Genomic DNA, 25091 nt, shown 5'->3' with positions numbered 1-25091 from the left:
GGACGCCGCATGTTTCAGGCCGTCAGAAACCGTGAATTGGCTGCGCGTCCTGCTGCGCCTATGTCCAAGACGGCCACTTCGAGACCAGAGCAGAATGCCCGAGCAGACCACCCTTCAGGCCCCGGCCTCCGTCGCGGGCACGGGACTTCATACCGGCGCCCCCGTTCGGGTCTTGCTGCGCCCGGCGCCGGCCGGCAGCGGCATCGTGTTCCATCGGCTCGATGTGCCCGAGGGAACCGACCCCCGCATCCCGGCCCGCTGGGACCGGGCCCTGTTGTCGCCCCTGGCCACGCGGCTGGCCAACGGGTCGGGGCTGACGGTCTCGACCGTCGAGCATCTGATGGCGGCGCTGGTGGCTTGCGGGGTCCACAACGCCCTGGTCGAGCTGGAGGGACCGGAGGTGCCGATCCTCGACGGCTCCGCCGCCCCTTGGGTCGAGGCGATCCGCAGGGCCGGAACCGTCCCGCTGGACGCTCCGCTCGAGGCGATCGAGATCCTTCGGTCGGTGGAGGTGCGCGACGGCGAGGCGGTCGCCCGGCTCGATCCGCATGACGGATTCGCGATGCGCTTTGCCATCGACTTCCCCGACGCGGCCATCGGACGGCAATCCAAGGCTCTGGACCTCGGCGGTGAGGCCGTGCTGCGCGAACTGGCCGACAGCCGGACCTTCTGCCGGCAGGCGGATGTGGAGCGAATGCGGTCGATGGGGCTGGCGCTGGGCGGAACCTATCTGAATGCGGTGGTGGTGGAGGGGGCGCGCGTTCTCAGCCCCGGAGGGCTGCGCCATCCTGACGAGGCCGTGCGCCACAAGATGCTGGACGCCGTGGGCGATCTGGCGCTGGCGGGCGCGCCGATCCTCGGGCTCTATACCGGGCGGCGCTCGGGGCATGCCCTGACGGCACGGCTTCTGACCGCGCTCTTCTCGAACCCGGACGCCTGGCGGCGCATCCTGCCCAGCCCTGCGCAGGCCGCGCGCCTGGTCGGAGCCGGAGTGGGGCGGGCGCACATCGCCCCCGCCTCGGCGGCAGCCTGATCGCCGAAAGGCTTTCTCCCGCTCCGGCGCCCGTGCTACACCGGCGCCGGACGCGGCGCGCGTCCCAAGAGGACGGAACGGGCGGCGAGGCACGGCATGGCTGAACGATGGGGACGGCTGGCGCTCGCAGGGGTGCTGGCTCTGGCACTGGCGGGCTGTGGCGAGCAGCGCGGCGGCATCCGTGCGCCCGGCGCGCTCGACGCATTCACGCCGGAGCAGATCTATCTTCAGGGCGAACAGGCCTTGGACCGGGGACGGGAGCGCGACGCGGCCTTCCTCTTTGCGGAGATCGAGCGGCTCTATCCCTATTCCGAATGGGCGCGGCGCGGCCTCATCATGGCCGCCTTCGCCCATCACCGCGACCGCGACTACGAGAGCGCGCGCGCGGCGGCGCAGCGCTATCTCGACTTCTATCCTGCCGAGGAGGATGCGGCCTATGCCCAGTATCTCCTCGCGCTCAGCTATTATGACCAGATCGACGACATCGGGCGCGACCAGGGCCTGACCTTCCAGGCGCTGCAGGCGCTGCGCGAGGTGATCGAGGTCTATCCCGACAGCCCCTATGCCGCCGATGCCATGGTCAAGTTCGACCTGGCCTTCGACCACCTGGCCGGCAAGGAGATGGAGGTGGGCCGCTACTACCTGGCCCGGCGGCACTACAACGCGGCCGCCAACCGCTTCCGCGTGGTGGTGGAGGACTTCCAGACCACGCGCCACACGCCCGAGGCGCTGTATCGCCTGGTCGAGGCCTATCTGGCGCTGGGTCTGGACGCCGAGGCACAGACGGCCGGCGCCATCCTGGGCTACAACCACAACGGCACCGTCTGGTACCGCGACGCCTATGCGCTGCTGACGGGCCGGGGTCTGCGGGCCGAGGCGGTGGGCGACAACTGGCTGTCGGCGATCTGGCGGCAGGTCGTACGCGGCGAGTGGATCTGAGGCGACCCGCTCACATCACCGCGCCCATCTGCCACGGCACGAACTCCACCCCGCCGAAGCCCAGCTCCTCGGACCGGGTGCGGCGGCCGGAGGCCACGTCGAGGAACGCCTCGAAGATCTCCCGGCCCTTCTGCTCGACCGGGACGCCCCGGGCGACGATGTCGCCGCAATCGATGTCCATGTCCTCGCTCAGGCGGGCGAACATCTCGCTGTTGGTGGCGAGCTTCAGGCAGGGGACGGGCTTGTAGCCCGAGACCGAGCCGCGCCCCGTGGTGAAGCAGACGAGGTTGGCCCCCGACGCGATCTGGCCCGTGACCGAGCACGGGTCGTAGCCGGGGCTGTCCATGAACACGAAGCCGCGCGTCGTCACGGGCTCGGCGAAGCGGTAGACGGCGCGCAAGGGCGCGGTGCCGCCCTTGGCCACGGCGCCGAGGCTCTTCTCGAGGATCGTCGTGAGGCCTCCGCGCTTGTTGCCGGGAGAGGGGTTGTTGTCCATCTCGCCCCCCCAGCGGGCGGTGTACTCCTCCCACCAGCGGATGCGCTCGAGCAGGCGCTCGCCCACCTCGGGCGTCTCGGCGCGGCGGGTCAGCAGGTGCTCGGCGCCGTAGATCTCGGGCGTCTCGGACAGGATGGCTGTACCGCCATGGGCCACAAGCAGGTCGGAGGCGTGCCCGAGCGCGGGATTGGCGGTGATGCCGGAATAGCCGTCCGAGCCGCCGCATTGCAGGCCCACCACGAGGTGCTCGAGCGCCGCCGGCTCGCGCACCGCGCGGGAGGCGACCTCGGCCATCTCGCGCAGGATGGCCACCCCGCGCTCGACCGTGCGGCGGGTGCCGCCGGCGGCCTGGATCGTCATGTGGCGCAAGAGGCCGTCGGCGCGGATGGGGCGCGCGCCCACCAGTTCGGGGACCTGCATCACCTCGCAGCCCAGGCCCACGACGAGGATGCCGGCGAAGTTGGGGTTGCGCCCCCAGCCGCGCAGCGTGCGCAGCAGCGTCTCGTAGCCCTCGCCCGAGGCGGCCATGCCGCAGCCGGTGCCGTGGACGATCGGCACGACGCCGTCGATGGCGGGGTTGTCGCGCAACCACTCCTCGCGCTCGCAAGCCTCGGCGATGAAGCGGGCGACCGAGCCCGAGCAGTTCACCGTGGTGAGCACGCCGAGATAGTTACGCGTGCCCACCCCCCCGTCGGCGCGCCGGTAGCCGAGGAAGTGCCGCGGTGCCGCGACCGGTGGCAGGGGGCGCAGGTCGGTGCCGAAGGCGGGATCGGCGCGGTGCTCGCCCATGCCCAGATTGTGGGAATGGACGTGCTCTCCGGCCGCGACAGGGCGGGTCGCCGCGCCGATGATCTGGCCGTAGCGGGTGACGGGCTCGCCCGGGGCAAGCGGGCGCAGCGCGACCTTGTGGCCGCGGGGGATGGGATCGCGCAGGACGATGCCCCATTCGGGCAGCTCCGCGCCGGCAGGCAGATCCGCGAGGGCGATGGCGACGGCGTCCTCGGGATGGAGGCGGAGCATGCGGGCGGCGGCGGCATCGAGCATCGGGGGGTCCTGGTCAGCGGCGCGTTGACAGCCCGAAGGCTGCAGCTAGCATGCTAGCATGCCGGCGATGGGGCGCGACAGGGGGGGAGTGGCGGAGGCCGGCACGGCCGCTGCGCAGCCTGCCGCCACGGACCAGTCCTTCGGTCCCCTGCCGGAGGACGGCGGATCGCTCGGGGATCGTGTGCATCGGGTGCTGCGGTCGGCCATCGTCGAGTTGCGCCTCCGCCCGGGTGCGATCATCCGCAAGGCCGAGGTCTGCGCCGCCCTGGGCGTGTCGCGCAGTCCGGTCGCAGAGGCGGTGGCGCGGCTGTCCGTGGAGGGGCTGGTCAGGGTCGTGCCGCAGGCCGGTACCTTTGTCGCGCGGCTGAGCCTTGCCGCGGTGCGCGAGGGTGCGTTCCTGCGCGAGGCGCTGGAGGGGGCGGCGGCCGAGTCGGTGGCCGGAACCGCGAACCCTGCGGAGGTGGCGGCGCTGCGCGACTGCCTCGAGCGGCAGCGCGAGGCGGCGGAGTCCGGCGACGGAGGCGCGTTCTACCGGGAAGATGCCCGGCTCCACGAGACGATCCTGGGCATGACGGGGCACCGGACCCTGCCGGTCCTGTCCCGCACCGCCTGGGTCCATCTGGACCGGGCGCGGCGCCTGATGCTGCCGGTGCCCGGCCGGATGGCCGAGTCGCTGGAGGAGCACCGCAGGATCGTCGAGGCCATCGCCATGGGGGAGGCAGACGCCGCGCGCGCGGCCATGCGACACCATCTGCGGGCGGTCCTGGCACGGCTGGAAGAGGTCGCGGCCGAGCGGCCCGAACTGTTCTCCTGAGCGATCTGTGCGACCGACGGGGCGGGGCGGACGGATCGCCCGTCCGGCCGCGTCAGCTTGGCCGGCTCCAGTCGATCGGAGTCTCTCCGCGGTCCGCGAGCCAGTCATCGACGCGCGAGAACGGGCGCGAGCCGAAGAACCCGCGCCTGGCGGCCAGCGGAGAGGGATGGGCGCTGTGGTGGACGAGATGCGCGCCGGGGCGGATATGGCGGGCCTGGGCGCTGGCCGGACGCCCCCAGAGGATGAAGGCCGCCGGACGGCGGGAGACGCGATCGAGCACCTGGGCCGTGAGCGCCTCCCATCCCAGCCGCGCGTGACCGCCGGCCTCGCCGCTGGGAACGGTCAGATGCGTGTTGAGCAGCAGGACCCCCTGGCGCGCCCAGCCCGACAGGTCCCCGTTCGGCAGCCGGTCGCCCGTGTCCTCGGCCAGCTCGGCGAAGATGTTGCGCAGCGAGGCGGGAAGGGGGCGGACCTCCGGCGCGACCGAAAAGGCAAGCCCCATGGCGTGGCCGGGTGTCGGATAGGGATCCTGGCCGAGGATCACGACCCGCGCGGCCTCGGGCGGGCAGAGTTCGAGCGCCAGGAAGCGACAGGCCGGAGCAGGCAGGGTCGGGCGCGTCTCGGCCGCGAGATGGCGGGCGATGCGCGGCCAGTCCGTGCGCCAGAAGGGCAGGTCTGCCCAAGCGACGGGAGGGGTGCCCTCGGTGCGGGGCAGGGCGCCTGGGGGCGCGGCGAACAGGTCAGGCTGCTGCGGCATGGCCCCTCCGGCGGGTGCCGGAGAGGACGCGTCGGGAGCGGCGCCGGTTCCCTCTCCGGTCACTCCGCAGCGGCCGTGGCGGCGGCAAGGCGCTCGAGCGCACGGGCCGCTGCCCCCGAGTCGAGGCTCTCCCGGGCGATCGCGACTCCCTCCGGGAGGTTCGCGGCGCGATCGGCGATCACGAGGGCGGCCGCGGCATTGAGCAGCACCGCGTCGCGATAGGCCCCCGGCGCGCCCCCGAGCAGCGCGCGGAAGGCGCGGGCGTTGTCCTCGGGCGTGCCGCCGAGGATCGCCTCGAAGGGATGGACAGGCAGTCCCGCCTCCTCGGGATGGGTCTCGCGCTCGGTCACGGCCCCGTCGCGGAGTTCGGCCACGCGGGTCGGCCCGGCGATCGAGACCTCGTCCGTGCCGTCCGCGCCATGCACGAGCCAGGCGCGCTCGGACCCCAGCCGTCCCAGCGTCTCGGCCATGGGACGCAGGAGGTGGGGCGCATAGGCCCCCGTGAGCTGGCGGCGCACCCCGGCCGGGTTCGTGAGCGGACCGAGGATGTTGAAGATCGTGCGCGTCCCCAGTTCGGTCCGGGCGGGCATGACATGCTTCATGGCCGGATGGTGCATGGGGGCCATCATGAAGCCGATCCCGGCCTGTTCGAGCGCGCGCTCGACGGCTGCGGGACCGACCATCACGGCGACCCCCATCTGCCCGAGCGCGTCGGCCGCACCCGAGCGCGAACTGAGATTGCGGTTGCCGTGCTTGGCCACGGGGACGCCTGCGCCGGCAACGACAAAGGCCGCGGCGGTGGAGATGTTCAGCGTGCCCTTGCCGTCGCCCCCGGTGCCCACGATGTCGATGGCGTCCGCGGGGGCCCTGACGGCATGGCAGCGCGCGCGCATCTCGGCCGCGGCCGCTGCGATCTCCTCTACCGTCTCGCCGCGGGTGCGCAGCGCCATCAGCAGCCCGCCGATCTGGGCGGGGGTCGCGTCGCCTGCAAACAGGATGGCAAAGGCTTCCCGCGCCTCCTCGGGGCGCAGCGGCCGCTCGGCTGCGGCGGCGATGAGGGGGCGCAGCGCCTCGCTCATGCAGGGACCGGCAGCAGGTCGAGGAAGTTGCGCAGGAGCGCGTGGCCGTGCTCGGAAGCGATGGATTCGGGGTGGAACTGGACGCCTTCGATCGGACGGTCCCGGTGCCGCAGGCCCATGATCGTCCCGTCGGCCAGCTCGGCCGAAACCTCGAGCACGGAGGGGAGGGTCGCGCGCTCGACGACAAGGGAGTGGTAGCGCGTGGCCTGAAATGGGGAAGGCAGGCCGCGGAACACGCCCGCGCCCCGGTGGTGGATCGTGCCGGGCTTGCCGTGGACGGGCTCCGCCGCGCGAACGACACGGCCTCCGAACGCCTGGCCGATCGCCTGGTGCCCGAGGCAGACGCCGAGAAGCGGCACCCGCGCCTCGGCGGCCGCGGCGATCAGCGGCAGGCAGATGCCCGCCCGATCCGGATCGCAGGGCCCCGGCGAGAGCACGATGCCGTCGGCGCCCATGGCCATCGCCGCCTGCACGTCGAGCGCGTCGTTGCGCACGACACGCACCTCCGCCCCCAGCTCGCCCAGATAATGGACCAGGTTCCACGTGAAGCTGTCGTAATTGTCGATGAGCAGGATCATGGATGCTGGCGGGATCTGGCGCGGCAAGCGCTGGCGGGGCTACCGCCCGCCGGGGTGGCTGGTCTAAGACGGAGGCACCATGCGGCGGCCTGCGGGCGGGGTCAAGCGGACGGGCCGGAACGCGGACCGGCTGCGACACGGTGCGCGGGGCGCGGAGGGGGCGCGGTGTCGAGCGGAGGCAGGCCGGTGAGACGGGGGCTCTGGAGCGGGGTGGCGGCGGGCACGGCGACGGCGGTGCTGGGCCTCGGGGCGATGTCGCTGCTCGTTCCGCTGCAGGCGCCGCCCGTTGCTCCCCAGATGCCGCAGGCGGATGCACCGGACGCGCCGAGCGCCCCCGGGGGCACGGGAGCGCCGCCGGCGGCTCCGGCGGCGGATGGGGCCGGGAGCAGGGTCCGTGCGGATGACGCCCGGCCCGGCCGCCTCGATCCTCTGCCCGCCTCCGCAGGCGAGCCGATCGCCCTTGACGGCACGCTGCCTGCCAGGCCCGAAGCGGGGCGCGATCCGGCGCCGTTCCCCTCCCGAGCGATGCCGCTGCCACCCCCGGACCTGCAGGCGCCGCGTCCGGCGGTTCCCGGCGGTGCACCCCGTCACGCCGAGATGGCACCCGTCCTGCCCTCGGCCCCCGCCGAGATGGCGCCCGAGGCAGTCGAGAGGGTTTCACCGCCTCCCGTGTCGCCGGACCTGTTGCCGACAGCCCCCATGCAGTCCGGCGGTGCCGAGGATGGGCCTGCCCGGCTGCCCGTGAGAGCCTTGGCCGCGACGCCGCAGCCGGACGGCGGGCCTGCGGATATGGGTGCGCCGGATCTGACGGATGCGGCGATGGCCGTTCCGGCCCTGCCGGCGCCGCCGCCCGCGCTGGGTCCGGCCGTACCGGCGCTCGCCGGGCCCGGGACGGTGTCGGACGCTGTCGCGATGCTGGCGCCGGAGGCGCCGTCCGCGTCCCATCGGGCGCCCGGATTCCTCTCGTCCACCCGGGACGGCGAGGCAGGCGCTGTGCCCCGCCCCCCGGAGGGACCGCTGCATCCCGCTGTGGCGAACATCCCGCCCTTCGGGCTGGATGCTGCCCCAGCGGATGGTGCGGCGCCGGTCCTTCCGGACGAGGAGGCGGTGCCGGTCCGAACGGCCTTTGCCGGCCCTCTCGCGCGGCCCGACAGGCCGGCGCGCCAACCCGATCCGCCCGCGCCCCCTGGTGAGCCCCCGCAGGTATGGGCTGCGCCGGATGCGACTGCGGCCCCTCCCCGGACGCAGGAGCAGCCCGGCCTGCCCCCGGCGGCGGATGCCGTCCCGCCGGGCGCGGTGCTGCCGGAGCGGGTTCTGCCGGCCGCTCCCGACAGCGTTCCGCCCAGCGAGGTGGCCATCGGGGCAGAGCCGTCTGCGGGGGTCACCGGCATGGTCGTGCCGACGCGCCCGCCGATCCGACCTGGCCCGGCCCTGCCGCCGGATGAGGCGCTGGCGGAACTCGGGCCATCGGAGGCTCGGCAGGCAGAACCGGCGCGCGAGGCCGGCGAGGAGGAGACGGCGGAGGCTGCCTCCGTCGCCCCTGCTGTCGGCATGCCGGTTGCGGAGGGCACAGACGCCGGGACGATGCCGCCCGACGGAGCCGACAGCGCCGCGCGGGAGGCGCCGGCAGGGCGGATCGTGGTGGGCGGCCAGACCATGCCGGCCGGGGGCGCCGTGCCCGTGCGGCGGCCCCCGGCGCGCGAGCCATCCTCCACGGAGGCGGGGGAGGCAGCCGCCCTGGAGACCGACCCTTCCGCGCTGCGCCGTCATGCGGCGGACTGGACGCCGCCCGCGGTCGAACGACCGCTCCTGTCGGTGCTCCTTCTCGACGATCCGTCGCTCGACGGGGCCGAACTGGCCGTCGCTGCCCTGCCCTGGCCCGTCAGCGTCGCGATCGACCCTGCCGCTCCGGGAGCGACGGAACGGATGGCTGCCTATCGTGCAGCCGGCGTGGAGGTGCTGGCCCTGGCGGAACTGCCCGCGCGGGCGCAGCCCTCCGACGCGGCCGTGGCCTACGAAGCCATGCTCGCCACCCTGCCCGAGGCGGTTGCGGTGCTCGATCTGGGCGGGGGCGGACTGGCGCAGTCCGGGGGCGCGGGGAGCGTCGCGCTGGACCGTCTCGCCGAGAGGGGACTGGGCCTCGTCCTGGCGCCCGCGGGTCTGGGCGGCGCGGAGCGAGCCGCGGAGGCGGCGGGAGTGCCCGCGACCACGATCCTGCGCGATCTCGACGCGAACGGGCAGGACGACCGCGTGATCCGGCGCTTTCTCGACGACTCGGCCCGTCGGGCCGGACTGGACGGGTCGGCCGTGGTGCTGGCGCGGGTGCGGGCCGAGACGCTGACGGCCCTGTCGCTCTGGGCCGGCGCGCGCCGGGCGGCCGAGGTCTCGGTGGCGCCCGTCTCGGCGGTGTTGCGCGAGGACTGATCCGCAGTCTCCGGTGAGGGAGTCAGGGCAGCTTGGTGCGCGCCGCGCGGCCACCGCGGCGCCGCGTCAGGCGACCCTCGCGGCCGGGGAGGTCCGCCAGGATGGCCCGGCGTGCCTCCGATCCCATGGCAAGCCATCCCGCAATCTCGGCCCGGCTGCGCAGGCACCCTACGCAGAGCCCCGACTCCGGGTGGATGACGCAAATCCGCCGGCAGGGACTCTCCGGCTCGGCCCGCGACCAGACGGCCTCCGCCGACGCGTCCGTCAGGGCGGGGTCCTCGTGCCGGATCGCGGCGGCAGGGATCTCGTCCTTGGGTGTCACGGATTCTCCAGTCGGGCGAGGCGGTCGAGCATCCCTTGCAGAATGAACGCGGCCGCGACCGAATCGATCACCTGCGAGCGACGCTTTCGGGACGCATCCGCCTCGAGCAGGGCCCGCTCGGCTGCCACGGTGGACAGACGCTCGTCCCAGAACGCGATGGGCAGGGGGGTGAGACGTTCGAGGTTGCGCCCGAAGGCCCGGGCGGACTGCGCTTGCGGACCCTCGGAGCCGTCCATGTTGACCGGCAGGCCGATGACGAAGCCGACCAGTCCGCGCGCCTGCACGAACCCGAGCAGGGTCTGAGCATCCGCAGTGAATCGGGTGCGCCGGATCGTGCTGCCGGGAGTCGCGATGCGGCGGCGCGGGTCCGAGAGCGCCACGCCGATCGTGCGGGTGCCAAGATCGAGCCCCGCCAGTGCGCCGGACGGCGGCAGCGCGGCGGCAAACCCTTCGGCATCGGCGCAGATCACGGTGCCGGTCCCGCTGCGGGCGGCGGAGGCGGACCGACGAAGGCGGGCGGCGCCTCGCCCCCGGGGGCCGGGCCGGCACCGGCCGGCGCCTCCACGCCGGCCTGACGGGCAACGGCGGCCAGGACGGAGAGGGCGCGCTCGTCGTCGCGGAACGTCCGACGCGCATCCTCGAGCGCCTCCCAGGCAGCGGCCCGCTCGCCCAGCACGGCAAGTGCGTTGACAAGCTGCGCCCATTCCTCGGCCGACCCGCCCTCCTCCCGCAGGCGCGATTCCATGGACTCGACCATCCCCCGGACCATGGCGGCGCGTGCGGCGGGGTCCATCGTGGCTGCAGCGTCCATGTCCTCGGCCGAGGGTCCGGGGATGGCCGGCGCCGGCGGCGGCGTCCAGTCCTGACCGGCCAACCAGGCGACCTCCTCCATGCCGGTCAGAGCGAGGCGCCGGTGGAGACTGTCCGGCCCGTCCTCGATCACCCGCCGCCAGAGGGGAAAGGCGCGGTCCGGCCGGCCGGTCTGCGCCTCCAGAAGGCCCCGGTAGTAGAGAAGACCCGGATTGAGGGGTTCGCGCTCCTCGATGCGGGCGAGGACGGCCTCGGTCTCCTGCGTCACGAGGCCGCCGGCAGCGGCCACCATCCGGTCGGCGAGGTCGAGCCAGTCGGCCGTGGTCGCCCGGTCGCCCTTGAGCAGGATCACGCGCTCCTGGGCACGGGCGGCGTCGGCATAGCGGCCGAGCCGCGCCTCGTGCTGGGCGAGGAGCGTCCAGCCCTGCAGGTCGTCCGGCCGGTCGGGAACGATCTGCCGGAGCTGCTCGACCATGGCGAGGTAATCCTGCGGCAGGTCGCCGGGCTCGGGCGGCGGCATGAGCGCGAGGGCCTGCTCCTCGGCCTCCTCCTGGGAAGGGCGGGCTGCGCGCAGCGCCTCGGCCTGGGCGAGACGTTCGGCGCGCGGCGCATCGGGCAGGGCGGGCCAACCGAGCGCGGCATAAAGCCCCAGACCTCCCCCCACCACCAGCAGGGCGGCAGACGCCACCGCAAGGCGCGCCAGCGGACGCGGGGCGAATCCGACCCCGGCCATGCCGCGGCGCGCCCGGTCGGCCGCAAGGAGGCGTCGGGCGATCTCCGTCCGGGCGCGCTCGGCCTCGGCCGGATCGAGGACGCCACGGGCGACGTCGCGCTCCACCTCGCGCAGCTGGTCACGATAGATGGCAGCCTCGGCCTCGGGCGCCTCGTAGGCGGCACGCTCCCGCACGAGGATCGGCCGGGCCAGCAGGGCAGCCACGACGAGGGCGAGACCCGCTGCGAGGAACCAGAACAGTGCCATCCTTCTCCTTCCGCGCGCGCCTTCGGGCGCCATCGCCCCCTCTATCCGGTCCGCGCCTTCGGCGGAAGGTCGCAATCACGAGGCGTTGCGCCGCAGTCGCGCCGGCTTTCCCCCTCTGGCACGCTCTAGTACATCGCGGACCGCGGCGCGCGCGTGGCGCCGATCCGGCCGGAGGGGTGAAGCATGCGACGCTATTCCGCCTGGGCGTTGTGGCGCGAGGGGCTGCGCGGCCATGCGGGGTGGGACCGCGCCTGGACCTCGCCGCTGCCCAAGCCGCGCTACGAGGTGGTGGTCGTGGGGGCAGGGGGGCACGGGCTCGCCACGGCCTACTACCTCGGCAAGAACTTCGGCATCACGGACGTGGCCGTGGTGGAGAAGGGGTGGCTGGGCGGCGGCAATACGGGGCGCAACACGACCATCATCCGGTCGAACTACCTGCAGGACCCCTCGGCTGCGATCTACGAGAAGAGCCGTTCGCTCTATGAGACGCTGAGCCAGGAGCTGAACTACAACATCATGTTCTCGCCCCGTGGCGTGATGATGCTGGCCCAGACGGAGCACGAGGTCCGCGGCTACAGGCGCACAGCCGAGGCCAATGCACTCCAGGGCGTGCAGACGGAGTTCATCGGCCCCGAGCGCGTCAAGGAGCTCTGCCCCATCATCCATATCGAGGGGCCGCGCTATCCGGTGCTGGGAGCCCTCTGGCAGCCGCGCGGCGGCACCGCCCGGCACGATGCGGTGGCCTGGGGCTATGCGCGGGCCTGCTCGGACATGGGAATGGACATCATCGAGCAGTGCGAGGTGACGGGGATCGACAGCGCCGGCGGCGCGGTGACCGGCGTCCGGACCACGCGCGGCGCGATCGGCTGCAACAAGCTCGCCATCGTGGTGGCCGGGCATTCCTCCGTCCTGGCCGAAATGGCGGGGTTTCGCCTGCCCATCGAGTCGCTGCCCCTTCAGGCGCTGGTGAGCGAGCCCATCAAGCCCTGCATGGACGTGGTGGTGATGGCCAACACGGTCCACGGCTACATGAGCCAGTCGGACAAGGGCGAGATGGTGATCGGCGGCGGGACCGACGGCTACAACGCCTACACGCAGCGCGGCTCGTTCCACCACATCGAGGAGACGGTGCGCGCCCTCTGCGAGACCTTCCCCATCATCTCGCGGCTGAGGATGCTGCGGCAATGGGGCGGGATCGTGGACATGACGGGCGACCGATCGCCCATCATCTCGCGCACGCCCCTGGGCAACTGCTTTGTGAATTGCGGCTGGGGCACGGGCGGGTTCAAGGCCATTCCGGGCTCCGGCTGGGCGATGGCGGAGCTGGTGGCCAAGGGCGCGCCCGGACCGCTGGCCGCGCCCTTCGGCCTCGAGCGGTTCCGCGAGGGGCGCTTCATCGATGAATCGGTGGCGGCCGGAGTGGCGCATTGAAGAAGAAGATGGCCGCTCCGTGGAACCGCTCGCGGGGGCGTGACGTTGCGCCGTGGCAAGGACTAGCCACGGAGCCCAACCCATGTCGGATCCCGCCTACAATCCCCCGCCGCCACCGCCGCGCCGGAGCTCGGGCAGCACGATCGCCTTTGTGGTCGGCGCGCTCGTGGTCGCCGTGTTGCTGCTGTGGTTCTTCTTCTGGCGCGGCACCGCGCAGCCCACGGTGGTGGATACCACCGCGCCGGCCACGACGACCGAACCGGCCGCGACCGGCACTGCTGCGACCGACACCGGCGCTGCCGCCACGGGTGGCGACGTCAACGTCACCGTGGACACCACGGCGCCCGATCCGGCCGACGCTCCGCCGGCGATCGATCCCGAGGCCGTGGCCGACGACGCTGCCCCTGCCGCGACCGATGCCGGTACCCAGACGCCTCAGGACACGACCACGCCGGCCACGCAGGCCAGCCCCACCGAGGGTGAGGCCGCTCCTGCTCCGGGCACCGGCGCCGACCAGTAAGACCCGCGTTCCGGCGCGGACCCTTCGCGCGTGCATCGCGATCGGGCCGTCCCCCTCCGGGGGGCGGCCCTTCGGCATGGGCGATTGCCGGATTGCCATCAGGGAGAGTGCATCGTGCTGATCCTGTTCTGCCCCCATTGCGGTGTAGAGGCCGACGAAACGGAACTCGCTCCCGGCGGCGAGGCGCATCTGCGCCGCGAAGGTCCGGGATCGGCCGACGAGGCGTTCGAGGGCTATCTGTTCGGACGGGTGAATCCCAAGGGCGTCCATTTCGAGCGATGGCGGCATGCCTATGGCTGCGGGAAGTGGTTTCTGGCGGCCCGCGACACGGCGACAATGCGCGTCTGGGGCACCTATCCCGCCTCGGAGGCCGGGCCGCCCGACCCGCTCCGCGATGCGGTGACCGCGGACCGGCCCGGCTGGGCGTGGCGCGATCTGGGAGGGGCGGCATGAGCACCCGGCTGAGCACCGGCGGACGGCTTCTCGACCGCTCGCGTTCCCTGCGGTTCAGCTTCGACGGTCATGCGGCCGAAGGGTTCGCGGGCGACACGCTGGCCTCCGCGCTTCTGGCCTCGGGCCGGATGCTGCTGGGGCGGAGCTTCAAGTATCACCGCCCGCGCGGTCTGCTCGCGGCCGGGGTCGAGGAGCCCAACGCGCTCGTCAACCTGGGCGAGGGAGAGCGCATGGAGCCCAACCGGCGCGCCACCTCCGTGCCGCTGCGCGATGGGCTGGTTGCCACGTCGCAGAACCGCTGGCCGAGCCTCGAGACGGATGTGGGGGCGGTCAACGACGCGCTCGGCCGTTTTCTGCCGGCGGGCTTCTACTACAAGACCTTCATGTGGCCGGGCGCCTTCTGGAAGAGCGTCTATGAGCCCTTCATCCGCCGCGCGGCCGGGTTGGGCCGTGTGCCCAAGGGGCGCGATCCGGACCGCTACGAGCATTTTTACGCCCATGTGGACGTGCTGGTGGCGGGCGGCGGCGTGGCCGGACTGGCCGCCACCCTGGCTGCGGGGCGCGCGGGGCGGCGTGTCCTGCTCATGGAGCAGGAGGGCTGGTGGGGTGGACGGGCGGGCGTGGACGCCCCCGAGATCGACGGCATGACCGCCCCCGCCTGGATCGAGCGCACGGTGGCCGAGCTGCGGCGGATGCCCAACGTGCGGATGCGTCTGCGCGCGCAGGTGGCCGGGATCTACGACCACGGCTATGCGGTCGCGGCCGAGGATCTCGAGGCCTTGGCACCGGGGCGGCACGAGGGGCCGCGCCAGCGCCTGTGGCGCATCCGCGCCCGGCGCATCGTCGCGGCGACCGGGGCGATCGAGCGTCCGCTGGCCTTTGCCGGCAACGACGTGCCGGGCGTGATGCTGGCCTCCGCGGTGCGGGACTATCTGGCGAACTGGGCGGTCAGCGTCGGCGACAGGGTCGTGGTCGTGACCAACAACGACGATGCCTATCGTACCGCCCTGGCGGTGCATCGCGCAGGTCTGGTCGTGCCCGTCATCGTCGATGCCCGGCCGCGCCCCGAGGGCGAACTGGTGCAGCGCGCCCGCGAGATGGGTCTCCGGATCGAGGCGGGTCGCGGGATCGCCAAGGTCCACGGGCGCAAGCGGGTGCGGGGTGTGACGCTTTGCGCGCTGGCGGGCGAAGGGTCGGGTCTCGAAGACATCGCCTGCGACGCCGTGGCCATGTCCGGCGGCTGGAGCCCGGCCGTCCACCTGTGGTCCCATTGCGGCGGCAAGCTGCTCTGGGACGAGGCGGCGGCGCTCTTCCGCCCGGACCGGGACCGGCCGCCGCGCGGTGCGGACGGAGAGCCGATGGTCCTCTCCGCAGGCTCGGCCGACGGGGCGCTGCGGACGGCCGATGTTCTGGCCTCGGGTCTGCTGGCCGGTGCGGAGGCGGCCGGATCGGACGAGGAGCCCGCCCCGCTTGCTGCGCACGATGCCGAGGAGGGGCCGATCCTGCCCGTCTGGGTGATGCCTCAGGGGGCCAGCCCGGAGCTGCGCCGCAAGATGTGGCTCGACTTCCAGAACGATGTGAAGGTGTCGGACGTCGAACTCGCCGCGCGGGAGGGCTTCATCGCGGTCGAGCATGCCAAGCGCTACACGACGCTGGGCATGGCCACCGATCAGGGCAAGACGTCCAATATCAACGGTCTGGCGGTGCTGTCCCAGAGCGTGCAGTTGCCCATTCCGGAGGTCGGCACGACGACCTTCCGCCCGCCCTACACGCCCCTCACGCTGGGGGCGATCGCGGGCGTGGCCAAGGGCGACCTGTTCCAGCCGGTCCGCGAGACCCCGATGCACGCCTGGCACGCCGCCCACGGCGCTGTGTGGGAGCCGGTAGGCCTGTGGCGGCGCCCTTGGGCCTATCTTCGCGAGGGCGAGGACCGTCACGCCGCCGCGCTGCGCGAAGTCACGGCCGTGCGGCGGCAGGTCGGGATGCTCGATGCCTCCACGCTGGGCAAGATCGTCGTCAAGGGGCCCGATGCGGGCCGGTTCCTCGACATGATCTATACCGGCGTGATGAGCACGCTGCCCGTGGGCAAGTGCCGCTACGGGCTGATCTGCTCCGAGAACGGGTTCCTGATCGACGACGGCGTGGTGGCGCGGCTGTCGGAGGATGCCTGGCTCTGCCACACCACCACGGGCGGAGCCGAGCGCATCCACGCCCATATGGAGGACTGGCTGCAGTGCGAGTGGCACGACTGGCGCGTGTTCACCGCCAACCTGACCGAGCAATGGGCCCAGATCGTCGTCGCCGGCCCCCGCGCACGCGCGGTGCTGGAGCGGCTGGGGGGGATGGACCTGTCGGCCGCGGCGCTGCCCCACATGACATGGGCCGAAGGCATGCTGGCGGGCCTGCCCGTCCGGGTGCACCGGATCAGCTTCTCGGGCGAGTTGTCCTTCGAGATCGCCGTGCCTGCGGCGTCGGGTCTGGCGCTGTGGGAAGCGATCCGGGAGGCCGGCGCGCCGGAGGGGATCACCCCCTACGGCACGGAGGCCATGCACATCCTGCGGGCCGAGAAGGGCTACATCATGATCGGCGAGGAGACGGACGGCACCGTGATCCCGCAGGACCTCAACCTCGGCTGGGCGATCTCGAGGAAGAAGCCCGACTACATCGGCAAGCGCGCGCAGGAGCGCTCGCACATGGCCTCGCCCTTGCGCTGGCGGCTCGTGGGTCTGGAGACGATGAACGGGTCCGTGCTGCCGGAGGGCGCCTACATCCTCGCACCGGGTCAGAACGCGGTGGGCCAGCGCAACACGCAGGGACGCGTGACCTCCACCTACTACTCGCCCACTCTGGCGCGTGGCATCGCCATGGCGCTCCTGGAGCGGGGGCCCGAGCGGATGGACGAGGTGGTGGAGGTGGCCCGCAAGGGAGCCGATCCGGTCCTCGCGCGCGTGGTCGATCCGGTGCTCTATGACAAGGCGGGGGAGCGGCTCCATGGCTGATGTGCGGGCGCTGGGCCCTCTGGGAATGGTGACACTGCGGACCGACCTCGCTGCCGCGGCCGGGGCACTGAGGGACGGGCTGGGCCTTGATGTGCCCGAGCGGTTGCGGATTGCGGGCGACACCCGCCGCGGGGCGGCCTGGATGGCGCCGGACGAGCTGCTGCTGTTCGTTGCCCCAGGCGAGGGGGGGGCAGTCGCGGCCGATCTGGGGCGACGGCTGGGGGAGGTGCCGCATCTGTGTGCGGATGTCTCCGACCTGCGCGTGGGGTTTGCCGTCGAGGGGGAGGGCTGGCGCGAGGTCCTGGCCAAGCTCTCGCCGGCCGACCTGCATCCGGACGCCTTCGGCTCCCGCGCTTTCCGGCGCACGCGGCTGGGTCAGGTCGCGGCGGCGATCTGGCCCGAAGGCGACGGCGCGCATGTTCTGGTCTTCCGGTCGTTCGGAGACTATACGCTGCGGCTCCTGCGGCAGTCCGCCTTCGACGGGGCTGTCGGGTTCTTCTAAGACGCCGGGAGCGGCCTTGCCTGCATCGGTCGGTTTCCGTTGCGGCACCGTGGCGTTCGTGTTACACTGCCTGAACGAGATACGGTCGCGGCCTGGCCTCGACCGTGATGCCCGGGCCGGTGACCCGGGCTGGCCCCCGGACGCTGGCCAGCGTGACGGGGGCCTCCTCTTGGGCGGCGCGTCTTGCGGTCAGAGGGGCAGGGCCGTGGTGCTCTTGATCTCCTCCATCGAGAGCAGGGCCGTGATGGTGTGGATGCTCACCTCCGCGATCAGCGCCTGATAGAAGGCATCGTAGGCGCGGGCATTCGGGACGCGCACCTTCAGGATGTAGTCGATATCGCCGGCGAGCCGATGCGCCTCCTGCACTTCGGGGCGGGCACGCAGGGCCGCGAGAAAGCGGGCCTGCCAGGCGGCGTCGTGCGCAGCGGTGCGGATCAGGACAAAGAACGTGGCTTCGAAGCCCAGCGCTTCGGCATCGGCCACGACGACCGGAGGGCCGATCACGCCGGCCTCGCGCAGGCGGCGAATGCGATTCCAGACCGGCGTCTTGGACGAGCCGACCGCACGGGCGATCTCGTCCAGCGAGCGGCCTGCATCGCGCTGCAGCTCCGCAAGGATCTTCCGGTCCAGAGCGTCGAGCCGGAACGCCATCCCCTCTCCCGTCCTCCCCAAAAGCAACCGCCACCTGTTTACCGCTTCGACAGAACAAGCGTCCTTATCTTTGTGGCCGAATAGCCTCTGGAAGGGAAGATGTTCTATATCGGGAGGCGAAGGGGCGGAGGGAGCGATGCAACACTTTCCGGTCTTCATGGCGGTGGCAGGGCGGCGGATCGTGGTCGCCGGCGGTGGCGAGGCCGCCTGCGCCAAGCTGCGCCTTCTGCTGCGGACGGAGGCGCAGATCCATGTGTTCGCGACCAAGCCGGCTCTGGAGATCCGCCGATGGGCCGAGGCCGGGCGTCTGGTGCTGCACCGCCGCGCGCTCGAGGCCCCGGATCTGTCGGGGGCCGTCTTGGCCTACGGGGCCGAGGAGGACAGGGCGGCGGACGGGCAGCTTGCGGAGTGGGCGCGGGCGGCGGGCGTGCCGCACAACATCGTGGACGATCTGGACCGCTCGGCCTTTCTCACGCCGGCCCTTGTGGATCGCGACCCCGTCGTGGTGGCGATTGGCACGGAAGGAGCGGCGCCGGTGCTGGCCCGGCGGATCAAGGCCGATCTCGAGGAGCGCCTGCCGACCTCGCTGGGGATGCTTGCCCGGGCCGCCGCCGGGTTCCGCCGGGCGGCCGAGGCGCTGCCTGCAGGTGCAGCCCGCCGGGCCTTCTGGAGCGCCTTCTTCGAAACGGCCGGTCCTGAGGCGGCGCGCAACGGCGGTGCGGGAGAGGTGGCGGATGCGCTTCGCCGCCTTCTGGGCCGCCATCTCGCGCGTGCCCCACGCACGGGCTTTGTCGAGTTCGTGGGTGCGGGCCCCGGCGATCCGGATCTGTTGACGCTGAGAGCACGACGCGCACTCGATCGCGCCGATGTCGTCGTCCACGACCGGCTCGTGACGGCCGGCGTGCTGGACTTGGCCCGGCGCGAGGCCCTGCTGATCGACGTGGGCAAGGAGGGTTTCGGTCCCTCGACGCCCCAGGAGGCGATCCACGCGCTTCTGGTCGAGCACGCGCGGGCCGGCCGGCACGTGGTTCGGCTGAAGGGGGGCGATCCGTCGGTCTTTGGCCGGCTGGAGGAGGAGATTGCGGCCGTGGAGTCCGCGGGTCTCGCCTGGTCGGTGGTGCCCGGCATCACCGCCGCCTCGGCCGCCGCGGCCGCGATCGGTCAGCCCCTGACCGCCCGGGGTCGCAATGCGGGCCTGCGGCTGCTGACCGGGCATGATGCGGCCGGCTTGGCCGAGCACGACTGGCGTGCGCTGGCCCGGCCCGGGGAGGTCGCCGCGATCTACATGGGCCGGCGTGCCGCGCGACGGATGCAGGGCCGCCTTCTGATGCACGGCGCCGACCCGTCGACGCCCGTCTCGGTGGTGGAGAATGCCGGTCGCGCGGGGCAGCGGGTGCTGGCCACGACCCTGGCCCGACTCGAACCCGACCTGTCGGATGCCGGGATGTCCGGACCGGTCCTGATCCTCTATGGGCTTGCCCCCCGCCTGGCGGGGGCCGCCCTGCCTGGTCTGGAGGAGGTTGCGTCATGAGCCGCCGCTTTGTTCCCAAGGTCGTCTCCGCCAACGATCTGCTGGAGGGTCATGCCGTCTGGCTGACCGAGGACGACCGCTGGAGCCCTGACATGGGGGAGGCCGAGCTTCTGGAGGACGAGGCGCATGCGCAGATCCGCCTCCTGTTCGCACGTGCCCAGCCTCACATCGTCGGAGCCGATCTGGTGGACGCCGCTCCCTCTCCGACCGGTCCCGTGCCGCTCCATTTCCGCGAGGCTTTCCGCACTCACGGTCCGACCAACTACCATCACGGCAAGCGCGCCGAGGGTCTGACCCCGCGCGGCCGCATTCCCGGAGCACAGGACGGTGTATAGCTACGACGCCTTCGACGAAGCCTTTGTACGCGATCGCGTACGCCAGTTCCGCGCGCAGGTGGAGCGCCGCATCGACGGCTCGTTGACCGAGGAGGAGTTCCGTCCCCTGCGGCTGATGAACGGCCTCTATCTCCAGCTCCATGCCTACATGCTGCGCGTGGCGATCCCCTACGGCACGCTGAGCCCGGCCCAGATGCGCCAGCTCGCCATGATCGCCGAGCGGTGGGATCGCGGCTACGGACACTTCACCACGCGCCAGAACATCCAGTTCAACTGGCCGCGCCTGCGCGACGTGCCCGACATCCTCGACGCCTTGGCCGATGTGGGGATGCATGCGATCCAGACCTCTGGCAATTGCGTGCGGAACGTCACCGCCGATCACTTCGCAGGCGCCGCCGCCGACGAGATTGCTGACCCGCGGCCCGTGGCCGAGCTGATCCGGCAATGGAGCACCGACCACCCGGAGTTCCAGTTCCTGCCGCGCAAGTTCAAGATCGCCGTCTCGGGCAGCCCGCGCGACCGTGCGGTGACGCGCGCTCACGACATCGGCCTGCGGATGGTCAGGGGTGCGGACGGCGAGCCGGCGTGGGAGGTTTCCGTCGGAGGCGGGTTGGGCCGGACGCCGATGCTGGGGCAGGTGATCCGCCCGGCTCTGCCGGAGGCGGACCTGCTGCCCTATCTGGAGGCGATCCTCGGGGTCTACAACCTGCGCGGCCGGCGCGACAACAAGTACAAGGCCCGCATCAAGATCACGGTCTTCGAGGGCGGGCTCGAGGCGTTCCGCAACGCGGTGGAGGAGCGCTTCGCGCAACTGCGCGGGGAGTGGGGCGGCGCGGATCGCGCCATGCTCGAGCGGATCAGGGCGATGTTCGCACCCCCTGCCTGGAAGGAGCGGGACGATGGCGACTATCTCGCGTTCCGTGCGGCCTCTCCCGCCTTCCGATCCTGGACGGACACGAATCTCCATCCGCATCGTGCCCCGGGCCATGTCATCGTCACCGTCTCGCTCAAGGCGCCGGGGGCGACGCCGGGCGATGCGACGGCGGCGCAGATGCGGACCCTCGCGGACCTTGCAGAACGTCACGGCTATGGCGAGCTGCGGGTGAGCCACGAGCAGAACATCATCCTGCCCCACGTCCACCGCGCGGACCTGCCCGCGGTCTGGCGCGCTCTCCGCGAGGCGGGGCTCGCCACGGCCAATGCGGGTCTTGCGTCCGACATCATCGCCTGCCCGGGCATGGATTACTGCGCGCTCGCCACCGCGCGCTCCATCCCCATTGCGCAAGGCATCGCACGGCGGCTCGTCGAAAGCGGCCTCGAGCGCGAGACCGGGCCGCTCGGCATCAGGATCTCGGGCTGCATCAACGCCTGCGGACACCATCATGTCGGGGCTATCGGGATCCTTGGGCTCGACCGGGGGGGCGTGGAGACCTACCAGATCACGTTGGGGGGAGATCCCACGGAGACCGCCGCGATCGGCGAGAAGACGGGCCCCGGCTTCGCGGCGGACGAAGTGGTGGATGCCGTCGAGCGGCTGGTGCGCGGGTATCTGACGGTGCGGCGCGATGCGCAGGAAAGTTTCCTGCACTGTGTGCGCCGCCTGGGTCTGGAGCCGTTCCGCGGCTTTCTCTACGGCGCGGAGGCAGCCGATGCGGCCTGATGCCGAGGCGCGCGCCGCGCGGCTCAACGACCGCTACCGCCATCACGCGGCCATGGCGGTGCTGAGCCATGCGCTGACGGACCCGGAGGTGGGCCCGCTCGCGCTCGTCTCCTCCTTCGGGACCGAGTCGGTGGTGCTGCTGCACATGGTGGCGGTGCTGGACCGGCGTCTGCCGGTACTGTTTCTCGACACCGGGATGCTGTTTGCAGACACTCTGGCCTATCAGCTCGAGGTGACGGAGCGGCTCCGGCTCGAGGATGTGCGGGTGATCCGGCCGGATCGTGCGGCGCTCCTCGAACGCGATGCGGACGGCCTGCTGCATCAGGCGCAACCCGACGCCTGCTGTGTCCTGCGCAAGGTGGAGCCGCTTGCCCGGGCGTTGAAGGGCTTCGACGGCTGGATCACGGGCCGCAAGCGCTTTCAGGGCGGGGCGCGTGCTGCGCTCGAGTTCTTCGAGGCCGACGGCGAGGGGCGGATCAAGGTCAACCCGCTCGCCCATTGGCGCCCCGAGGACGTCGCCGAATACATGGCGGAGAACCGCCTGCCCCGGCATCCCCTTGCCGCGCGCGGCTATCGGTCCGTGGGATGCGTCCCCTGCACGACGCGGACCGCCCCAGGCGAGGGCGTGCGTGCCGGGCGCTGGCGCGGGCTCGACAAGACGGAATGTGGCATCCATCTGGTAGATGGCCGGGTGGTGCGCGGCATGCCGGCCTGAGGAGCGGGACCATGTCCGTGATCGTGACCGACCGGGGTTTCGGCCCCGACGATTTTGCGGGGCCTGTCCGTCCGCTCGCCGAACTGGACAGGCTGGAGGAAGGCGACGGCGTGGAGATCGCGCCGGGGGACGATCCGTCCGAATTGGTCGGCACGCTCGGCCAGCTCGGCCTGGTCCGGGTCCGCTTCCCCTCCTTCTCGGACGGGCGCGGCTTTACCCTCGGGCGCGATCTGCGGCGGCTGGGCTTCCGGGGCCGGCTGCGGGCGGCGGGGCCGATCCTCGCCGACCAGTACCCGATGTGCCGGCGCGCAGGCTTCGACGAGGTGGAGATTCCCGACGATCTGGCGGCGCGCCAGCCCGAGGCGCAGTGGCTAGCGCGAGCGGACTGGCGCAGGGGCGATTACCGGGACCGCCTGCGCGGATCGGCCGCGCTTTCCCCTGGCGGAGCCTCGCGCTAACAGGCTGAAACCGTGAAAGGCCCCCGATGACCGCTCAGCCCTCCCTCCGTACTGCCGCAGCCCTGTCCGATGCCCAGATCGTCACCGATGTGCGGCACTACACCGACCGCCTGTTCGCGTTCCGCTGCACGCGCCCGCGCAGCCTGCGCTTCCGGTCGGGCGAGTTCGTCATGATCGGGCTGCCGGGCGAAGACGGACGGCCGATCCTGCGGGCCTATTCCATCGCATCGCCGGCATGGGACGACGAGCTGGAATTCTACTCGATCAAGGTGCCCGACGGGCCGCTGACGTCACGGCTGCAGCATATCCGGCCGGGTGACGAATTGATCCTGCGGCCCAAGGCGGTGGGCACGCTGGTCCATGATGCCCTCCGGCCGGGCCGACGGCTCTGGCTCTTCGCAACCGGGACGGGATTCGCGCCCTTTGCCTCCCTGCTGCGCGATCCCGAGACGTGGGAGCGGTTCGAGGAGGTGGTCGTCACCCACACCTGCCGGCAGGTGGCGGAATTGGCTTACGGGCGCGAGATCGTGGAATCCCTTCCCGGAGACCCCCTGATCGGAGATCTCGTCGCGGGCAAGCTGCGCTATTATCCGACCACCACGCGCGAGCCGTCGGACCGCATGGGACGCATCACGACGCTGATCGAGAGCGGCGAGATCTTCCGCGATCTTGGACTGCCGCCGCTCGATCCGGCTGCGGATCGGGCGATGGTCTGCGGCAGCCTGGCTTTCAACCTCGACCTCAAGGCGCTGCTCGAGAGCGCAGGGCTGCGCGAGGGGGCCAACAGCGACCCGGCCGAATTCGTGATCGAGAAGGCGTTTGTCGGCGACGGGATCTGATCCGCCGCGTCGGATCAGATCCCTGTCAGGATGGCGCGGATCCGCTCGAGCACGGCCTCGAGTTGCTCGGGTTGCCCCTGCGCCTGGTCGAGGTCTGCCAAAAGGCTCGAGCGCTCCGCAGGGGTCAGGCGCCCCGAACGGGCCAGAGCGGCACGGATGGCCTCGGGATCGAGCGCAGCAGGGTCGAGCAGGACGTCCAGATCGGCCGGCACCGTGACAAAGGCGCGGGGCGGGGCGGCGGTCGCCTGAGCGGGCGCATTCTCGCCGTCCGTACCGGGGGGCGGGGCGACGGCCGCGGCCGACGGGTCGACATTCGTGCCGTCAGGGGCAGCCTCCTCGGGTGTGCCGGCAGGGGCGGCAGAGTCGGGTTCTGCCGGATCGCCGGCCGGATTGGCCGTGTCGTCGGGGACCGTGCCGGGCTGCGGCGGGTCGCCCTCGCCGCCGGGGCTGCCCTGCTCGGGCGTCTCGCCGGTCTCGTCGGGTGCCGGGACGTCGCTGCCGTCCCCGGCCAGAGGAAGGTTGGCATCGGCTCCGGGCACGGCGACGGCCCCGGCATCGGTACCGCCAGGCGCGGTCTGGGTAGAGGTCACGACGCCGCTTTCGGCGGCGCGATCGCTCCGGCTCCAGACATAGGCGAAGATCGCCACCGCCACCACTGCCACGAGAGCCACGATCCGCGTCATCTGCCCGTCCTTCCCTACGTCCACCGGCCGGTCCTGCTGCCCCGTCCGGGTCTTGCGGCAGCTATGTCAGATGGTCCGCAGCTTGGGAAGGGCAAGCGGCCGGCCAGACGCGGAGCGCGGCTGCACCGGTGTCGATGTAGGGTGCCCAGTAGGCGACCGACTCGGCCAGCTCGGCCACCACGCGGCGATCGTCGGGCTCCCGCTCCTTCCACGACAGCTCGAGGCAGATCTCGTTGTCCGTGGCGCCGCCTTCGGCGAGGGCGGCCAGAAGCGGCCCCGGACGGATACGGCCTGTGGCGTTGTGCCGGGCGGTAAAGGGACGGTGGCCGCCCTTGTCCATCATCGACTGCTTGATGTGGATGATGGGTGAGTGGCGCGGCACGGCCCGCGCCCAGGCATAAGGGTCGGTGTCGTCCGGGTCTGGCGAGGTGACGTCGCCATGGTCGATGTCGGCCATCATCCGCAACGGGAGGGACAGGCCCGCAGCGTCGATGCGCGCCTGAAGGGACAACGCGGCAGGGATGGTCTCGCCGAACTCGCGGGTGATGGACATGGGCTCCCAGAACAGGAACGACAGGCCCGCCTCCCGCGCATGGTCGGCCAGCTCGGCCCAGCAGTCGAGGGCGATGCGGATCATCGCCTCGCGGCGCGCAGGGTCGTCCTGATCGCGGAAGGTGAGGATCGCGAACTGGGTGCCGATCGCGCGCCCACCGAGATCGGCAATCAGGTCGGCAAAGGTCTTGAACCAGTCGAGGTGATAGCGCCGCACGTCGCGGTCGGGATGGCCGAAATGGTTGAGCCGTCCATAGGGTCCTGTCATCCCCGACGTCACGCGGATTCCCGTCCGCTCCATCGCCCGGCCGAAGGCGCGCACCCGTCGCCGCAGGACCGCTGCCGGCCAGGAGGGATCAAGGAATTCGTGCGTCAGCTGCAGGTCGCGCACCCGGATGTCACGGGCCACGGTCTCGGTCAGGTCATCGGGCTCCGCGAAGCGGTTGACGAGCGGGTTGGTGGAGATGGAGAGAGTCAGGCGCATCGG

25 protein-coding genes are annotated in these 25091 nt (G+C 72.1%); 15 read left to right on the top strand and 10 right to left on the bottom strand.

What is annotated here, in order from left to right; all coding sequences use genetic code 11:
• Positions 1 to 94 precede the first annotated feature (94 nt).
• Positions 95 to 1033: a UDP-3-O-acyl-N-acetylglucosamine deacetylase gene (gene lpxC / locus GT358_RS06105; protein ID WP_166581713.1), complete on the top strand. Its 939-nt coding sequence runs from the start codon at positions 95 to 97 to the stop codon at positions 1031 to 1033.
• 96 nt (positions 1034 to 1129) lie between these two features.
• Positions 1130 to 1972, top strand: coding sequence for an outer membrane protein assembly factor BamD (locus tag GT358_RS06100; RefSeq protein WP_166581712.1), 843 nt, complete (start codon positions 1130 to 1132; stop codon positions 1970 to 1972).
• A gap of 10 nt (positions 1973 to 1982) precedes the next feature.
• Here the strand turns inward: GT358_RS06100 and GT358_RS06095 are convergent, their stop codons facing one another.
• Positions 1983 to 3512, bottom strand: coding sequence for a UxaA family hydrolase (locus GT358_RS06095; RefSeq protein ID WP_166581711.1), 1530 nt, complete (start codon positions 3510 to 3512; stop codon positions 1983 to 1985).
• Between the two features lie 58 nt (positions 3513 to 3570).
• On the opposite strand from GT358_RS06095, the gene GT358_RS06090 reads away from it, so the two are divergent.
• Positions 3571 to 4326: a GntR family transcriptional regulator gene (locus GT358_RS06090; protein WP_208103369.1), complete on the top strand. Its 756-nt coding sequence runs from the start codon at positions 3571 to 3573 to the stop codon at positions 4324 to 4326.
• A gap of 52 nt (positions 4327 to 4378) precedes the next feature.
• On the opposite strand, the gene GT358_RS06085 is transcribed toward GT358_RS06090, so the two are convergent.
• From GT358_RS06085 to GT358_RS06075, 3 genes are read right to left on the bottom strand one after another with little or no spacing between them, the layout of a single operon-like run.
• Positions 4379 to 5083, bottom strand: a complete 705-nt coding sequence (locus tag GT358_RS06085; RefSeq protein WP_166581710.1) for a uracil-DNA glycosylase — start codon at positions 5081 to 5083, stop codon at positions 4379 to 4381.
• A 59-nt stretch (positions 5084 to 5142) separates the two neighbouring features.
• A complete protein-coding gene (gene trpD / locus GT358_RS06080; RefSeq protein WP_166581709.1) occupies positions 5143 to 6162 on the bottom strand; it encodes an anthranilate phosphoribosyltransferase in 1020 nt (339 codons plus the stop codon).
• The gene (locus GT358_RS06075) at positions 6159 to 6740 is read right to left on the bottom strand and encodes an aminodeoxychorismate/anthranilate synthase component II (RefSeq protein ID WP_166581708.1); all 582 of its coding nucleotides are present in this window, start codon (positions 6738 to 6740) and stop codon (positions 6159 to 6161) included. Before GT358_RS06075 ends, trpD begins: the two co-directional genes overlap by 4 nt.
• A 1584-nt stretch (positions 6741 to 8324) precedes the next feature.
• Between GT358_RS06075 and GT358_RS06070 the strand changes: the two genes are divergently transcribed.
• On the top strand, positions 8325 to 9164 hold the full coding sequence (locus GT358_RS06070; RefSeq protein WP_166581707.1) for a divergent polysaccharide deacetylase family protein: 840 nt from the start codon (positions 8325 to 8327) through the stop codon (positions 9162 to 9164).
• 22 nt (positions 9165 to 9186) lie between these two features.
• Here the strand turns inward: GT358_RS06070 and GT358_RS06065 are convergent, their stop codons facing one another.
• From GT358_RS06065 to ccmI, 3 genes are read right to left on the bottom strand one after another with little or no spacing between them, the layout of a single operon-like run.
• Complete coding sequence (locus GT358_RS06065) at positions 9187 to 9486, bottom strand: DUF1289 domain-containing protein (RefSeq protein WP_371416233.1); 300 nt, start codon at positions 9484 to 9486, stop codon at positions 9187 to 9189.
• Complete coding sequence (gene ruvX, locus GT358_RS16630) at positions 9483 to 9956, bottom strand: Holliday junction resolvase RuvX (RefSeq protein WP_166581706.1); 474 nt, start codon at positions 9954 to 9956, stop codon at positions 9483 to 9485. The genes GT358_RS06065 and ruvX overlap by 4 nt, the downstream gene beginning before the upstream one ends.
• Positions 9953 to 11275, bottom strand: coding sequence for a c-type cytochrome biogenesis protein CcmI (gene ccmI / locus GT358_RS16625; RefSeq protein WP_166581705.1), 1323 nt, complete (start codon positions 11273 to 11275; stop codon positions 9953 to 9955). The genes ruvX and ccmI overlap by 4 nt, the downstream gene beginning before the upstream one ends.
• Before the next feature lie 183 nt (positions 11276 to 11458).
• Between ccmI and GT358_RS06050 the strand changes: the two genes are divergently transcribed.
• From GT358_RS06050 to GT358_RS06030, 5 genes are all read left to right on the top strand, one after another.
• Complete coding sequence (locus GT358_RS06050; protein WP_166581704.1) at positions 11459 to 12706, top strand: sarcosine oxidase subunit beta family protein; 1248 nt, start codon at positions 11459 to 11461, stop codon at positions 12704 to 12706.
• An 82-nt stretch (positions 12707 to 12788) separates the two neighbouring features.
• The gene (locus GT358_RS06045; protein WP_166581703.1) at positions 12789 to 13226 is read left to right on the top strand and encodes a hypothetical protein; all 438 of its coding nucleotides are present in this window, start codon (positions 12789 to 12791) and stop codon (positions 13224 to 13226) included.
• A gap of 114 nt (positions 13227 to 13340) precedes the next feature.
• A complete protein-coding gene (locus GT358_RS06040; protein WP_166581702.1) occupies positions 13341 to 13679 on the top strand; it encodes a sarcosine oxidase subunit delta in 339 nt (112 codons plus the stop codon).
• Positions 13676 to 16678 carry a sarcosine oxidase subunit alpha family protein gene (locus GT358_RS06035; RefSeq protein ID WP_166581701.1) on the top strand — a complete coding sequence of 1001 codons (3003 nt, stop codon included), beginning with the start codon at positions 13676 to 13678 and terminating at the stop codon, positions 16676 to 16678. The genes GT358_RS06040 and GT358_RS06035 overlap by 4 nt, the downstream gene beginning before the upstream one ends.
• Positions 16671 to 17180 carry a sarcosine oxidase subunit gamma gene (locus GT358_RS06030; RefSeq protein ID WP_243730738.1) on the top strand — a complete coding sequence of 170 codons (510 nt, stop codon included), beginning with the start codon at positions 16671 to 16673 and terminating at the stop codon, positions 17178 to 17180. Before GT358_RS06035 ends, GT358_RS06030 begins: the two co-directional genes overlap by 8 nt.
• A gap of 189 nt (positions 17181 to 17369) precedes the next feature.
• On the opposite strand, the gene GT358_RS06025 is transcribed toward GT358_RS06030, so the two are convergent.
• On the bottom strand, positions 17370 to 17831 hold the full coding sequence (locus GT358_RS06025) for an Lrp/AsnC family transcriptional regulator (protein WP_166581699.1): 462 nt from the start codon (positions 17829 to 17831) through the stop codon (positions 17370 to 17372).
• Positions 17832 to 17967: 136 nt separating this feature from the next.
• Between GT358_RS06025 and cysG the strand changes: the two genes are divergently transcribed.
• From cysG to GT358_RS05995, 6 genes are read left to right on the top strand one after another with little or no spacing between them, the layout of a single operon-like run.
• A complete protein-coding gene (gene cysG / locus GT358_RS06020) occupies positions 17968 to 19362 on the top strand; it encodes a siroheme synthase CysG (protein WP_166581698.1) in 1395 nt (464 codons plus the stop codon).
• Complete coding sequence (locus GT358_RS06015) at positions 19359 to 19697, top strand: DUF2849 domain-containing protein (protein ID WP_166581697.1); 339 nt, start codon at positions 19359 to 19361, stop codon at positions 19695 to 19697. The genes cysG and GT358_RS06015 overlap by 4 nt, the downstream gene beginning before the upstream one ends.
• Positions 19690 to 21357, top strand: a complete 1668-nt coding sequence (locus GT358_RS06010; protein ID WP_166581696.1) for a nitrite/sulfite reductase — start codon at positions 19690 to 19692, stop codon at positions 21355 to 21357. Before GT358_RS06015 ends, GT358_RS06010 begins: the two co-directional genes overlap by 8 nt.
• Positions 21347 to 22072 carry a phosphoadenylyl-sulfate reductase gene (locus tag GT358_RS06005; RefSeq protein WP_166581695.1) on the top strand — a complete coding sequence of 242 codons (726 nt, stop codon included), beginning with the start codon at positions 21347 to 21349 and terminating at the stop codon, positions 22070 to 22072. The genes GT358_RS06010 and GT358_RS06005 overlap by 11 nt, the downstream gene beginning before the upstream one ends.
• An 11-nt stretch (positions 22073 to 22083) precedes the next feature.
• Positions 22084 to 22530 carry a DUF934 domain-containing protein gene (locus tag GT358_RS06000; protein WP_166581694.1) on the top strand — a complete coding sequence of 149 codons (447 nt, stop codon included), beginning with the start codon at positions 22084 to 22086 and terminating at the stop codon, positions 22528 to 22530.
• Positions 22531 to 22556: 26 nt separating this feature from the next.
• Positions 22557 to 23369 (top strand): ferredoxin--NADP reductase, encoded by an 813-nt coding sequence (locus GT358_RS05995; RefSeq protein ID WP_166581693.1) that lies wholly within the window; start codon positions 22557 to 22559, stop codon positions 23367 to 23369.
• A 14-nt stretch (positions 23370 to 23383) separates the two neighbouring features.
• Here GT358_RS05995 and GT358_RS05990 read toward each other — a convergent pair whose 3' ends face one another.
• A complete protein-coding gene (locus tag GT358_RS05990; protein WP_166581692.1) occupies positions 23384 to 24052 on the bottom strand; it encodes a hypothetical protein in 669 nt (222 codons plus the stop codon).
• A 61-nt stretch (positions 24053 to 24113) separates the two neighbouring features.
• The gene (locus GT358_RS05985) at positions 24114 to 25088 is read right to left on the bottom strand and encodes a sugar phosphate isomerase/epimerase (RefSeq protein ID WP_166581691.1); all 975 of its coding nucleotides are present in this window, start codon (positions 25086 to 25088) and stop codon (positions 24114 to 24116) included.
• Positions 25089 to 25091: the final 3 nt, after the last annotated feature.

The sequence above is a fragment of the Rubellimicrobium sp. CFH 75288 genome (genome assembly GCF_009904055.1).
GTDB lineage: Bacteria > Pseudomonadota > Alphaproteobacteria > Rhodobacterales > Rhodobacteraceae > Rubellimicrobium.
The sequence above is the reverse complement of the archived record's forward strand: the minus strand, read 5'-3'. Positions and strand labels throughout refer to the sequence as shown.